Origin of the sequence: Paenibacillus validus NBRC 15382, from assembly GCF_004000985.1 — a bacterium.
Taxonomy (GTDB): domain Bacteria; phylum Bacillota; class Bacilli; order Paenibacillales; family NBRC-103111; genus Paenibacillus_G; species Paenibacillus_G validus.
Genome location: NZ_BIMH01000105.1, coordinates 1 through 2,841, shown reverse-complemented (window position 1 = coordinate 2,841; position 2,841 = coordinate 1). Strand labels below are relative to the sequence as shown.

General features: G+C 43.0%; 2 protein-coding genes and 1 other RNA gene. All 3 read right to left on the bottom strand.

Features of this window, described 5'->3' with window-relative positions; translation table 11 throughout:
- A partial coding sequence (locus PVA01S_RS26210; protein WP_127610815.1) for an AIPR family protein occupies positions 1 to 1,421 on the bottom strand: 1,421 nt, incomplete at its 3' end.
- A 142-nt stretch (positions 1,422 to 1,563) separates the two neighbouring features.
- Positions 1,564 to 1,927, bottom strand: a transfer-messenger RNA (tmRNA) gene (gene ssrA / locus PVA01S_RS26205).
- 235 nt (positions 1,928 to 2,162) lie between these two features.
- Positions 2,163 to 2,642 carry an SsrA-binding protein SmpB gene (smpB, locus tag PVA01S_RS26200; RefSeq protein ID WP_127610814.1) on the bottom strand — a complete coding sequence of 160 codons (480 nt, stop codon included), beginning with the start codon at positions 2,640 to 2,642 and terminating at the stop codon, positions 2,163 to 2,165.
- Positions 2,643 to 2,841: the final 199 nt, after the last annotated feature.

Below are 2,841 nucleotides of genomic sequence, written 5' to 3'. Positions count from 1 at the left end.
TAAAGTTCTATAAATCTCCCCGCGAAAGCCACATTATAGTAAGTATTCAAATCATTATTTCTATGGTAAAGATCGTTATAAGCTTCATCATCCTCCAGAAGCGTAGAAGGGCGAGCTCTTGCAAAGTCAGGCTTTTGTAGCAAAACCGACATCAAGCATTGCGCAAGAAAAGAAACACTCACAATATCCTTAGGTTTCTTACCCTCGTTTTTGTAATAATTTTTTCTGCGATCATAATATAATCCTCTAGGTTTTAAATAGTCCTCAATTTGCCTATGAATAGAGTCAGTAGCTCTTAATGAAGACTTAGGAATAGGTGTCTGACTATTTGTTGCTCTTATGATTTTGTCTCTAGTTTCCTCTGTTTCAGGAACAATCACTCTAATGAGAATATTCCTTCTCTCATCTTTTTCTCGACCAACTATGCTATTAAAATATTTATAAATTTCGCTTGATGTTTGCAATCCATTAACTACCTCGGGATTATGAATGATTAATTCTTTACCTCCCGGTGCTGAAGCAGCCGAAGCTACAATTGTAACCCCATTATTCAACCACCAGAATTCTTCATTACCAGCATTTTCGAGAGTTTCTTGAATCTCATTGTTAACATTCGTTTTACCCTGATAATCTCTGACATTTGACTCGAATATATGCTTAATTAGATCACCGTTCTCATCGGTAATAAAGTTAAAGTAGTCTTTTAAGTTAACCAAAGCAATAAAGACTTGACCTGAAGATGACATTGGATTTTCAGTTACTTTAAGTCGATACACATCATTTGTTCGAGCTTGAACAAGCTTTAGTAGATGTTCTGCACCAACAAAATCCACCTCAACAATAGAATCGGTTAGTAACCCTTTGACATCCAATTTCAAGTCCTCAGCTTGTTTGATCACATTCGGATGAACGTCAATGCCTTTCGAAGCATATATAAAGGCAATTTTTAGTTTTGGTTTTTTAGTAATTAAGGATATATATGTATTTTTAAATCTTTCGAATGCATCAAGTACTTTAGTATTATAGCGACCTTCGAACTCTTGCCTCTCGAAATCTAGTGGAAATAAATTAGTACTAAGTCTTGAAAGCTTTAATAGTGGCTCTTCTGAGAAAGAATTCGAATTTTTTGACTGAATTATGATAAGTTCAATGTCAACATTCTTCTTATACTTCCCTCGTATATCTGTATCATCTTCTTTTACTAAATCACCGTTGACAAATAAGTATATCGCATCAGCACCACCATCATGGCTTTCACCAGTAATCCCCTCTTCGATTTCTTCATAGCTCAATTCATAGTTTTTTAAAAGTTGTGAACATGAAAAGAATTCAAAAAATTTATCTGAAGTACGAGTGTCATCCATATTTTCTTTTTCTTGTTTAATAATTTCTTCTAATAATATCTGATTATTCTTTGACATTAAAATTTCGCCCCATTCAATAACATATCGCATAATCCAAAATATAACAATTACTACTGTATCATAAGAATTCAGTAAATTAAAGAAATTCACTCTAAAGCAAAATCCACAACCAAATGGTTGTGGATTTTGTGGATTTGGCATATGGAGACGAGGGGAGTCGAACCCCTGTCCGAAGATAACGCCACACAGGCTTCTACGGGTGTAGTCACAGTTTTGATGTCACCCGAGCGTCGCCCCGTAACCGGCTACGCGTTGGGTCAGCCTGATTGTCTTCTTCAGCTCACCGCAGGCGGAGATGAGACAGCGTATCCCACTAAAGTTGAGCCCCTAGCCCGGCACATGGGCGATGCAGAGTAGGAGCACGCTCACAGGTTATTAAGCTGCGAAAGCGTAGTTTTGTTGTTGTTTGCCATTTAATTGGCTTTAGCGTTGATGAAGTGGACGCGTCCCCACTACCCGCAACCCATGCTCGAACTATCCCCGTCGAATCCAAGAACGTCCCCGCATAGGAAGGCTCCGGTTAAGGAGCCTAAAAGTGAAACAATGTAAAAATATGAATTCAAGGAAGTTATGAAAAAAGGTTTATCAACAAAGCTGTTGATATGCTGACTTCATAAGATCTGATTGATGCTGATGTCCTCTGGCGTACTCTTATTATAACACACATGCTCTGAAAAGGAAGGCCAACCTATTGGGAGCAAATCCAGCACTCGGTAAAGCTGGTAACTGTGCGCCCGCCTACCGTGCAACCTTCTGCTTCTCGCGAAGCGCACGTTGGATGTCGCGTTGGGCGTCTTTCTTCGCGGCGGTTTCCCGCTTGTCGAACTGCTTCTTCCCTCGGCCGAGGCCGATGAGCAGCTTGGCGTAGCCGTTGCGCACGTAGATCTTAAGCGGCACCAGCGCGTAGCCTTCCTGCTTGGCTAGACCGAGCAGCTTGCGAATCTCCGGTTTCTTCAGCAGCAGCTTGCGCGCCCTGGTCGGATCGCTCGGGTTGTGGCGGTTGCCTTGCTCGAAAGGGCTGATGTGCATGTTATGAATGAACGCTTCGCCATTCCGGATCAACGCGAACGCATCGCCGATATTGGCTTTACCGAGGCGGATCGACTTGATCTCGGTTCCGGTCAACACCAAACCGCATTCGTACGTATCCTCTATAAAATAATCATGCGACGCTTTCTTGTTCTGCGCCAGCACTTTCCCGTCCGCTTTCTTGCCCATTGTCGCAGCACCGCTCCTTCCCATCAAGACTCCAAACCAAACCAAGGGATGGAGTCCATTGTACCAAACTCCATCCCCGGAAATCAAGAGGCGCCTAGTGCTTCACGGTCTTTTTGCGCTTCTTCTTGGCGAAGCCGACGCCCGCGCCGCCACCGGCGCCGAAGGCACTCGCGCCGCGCTTCCCGCTGCCGCCCTCCGC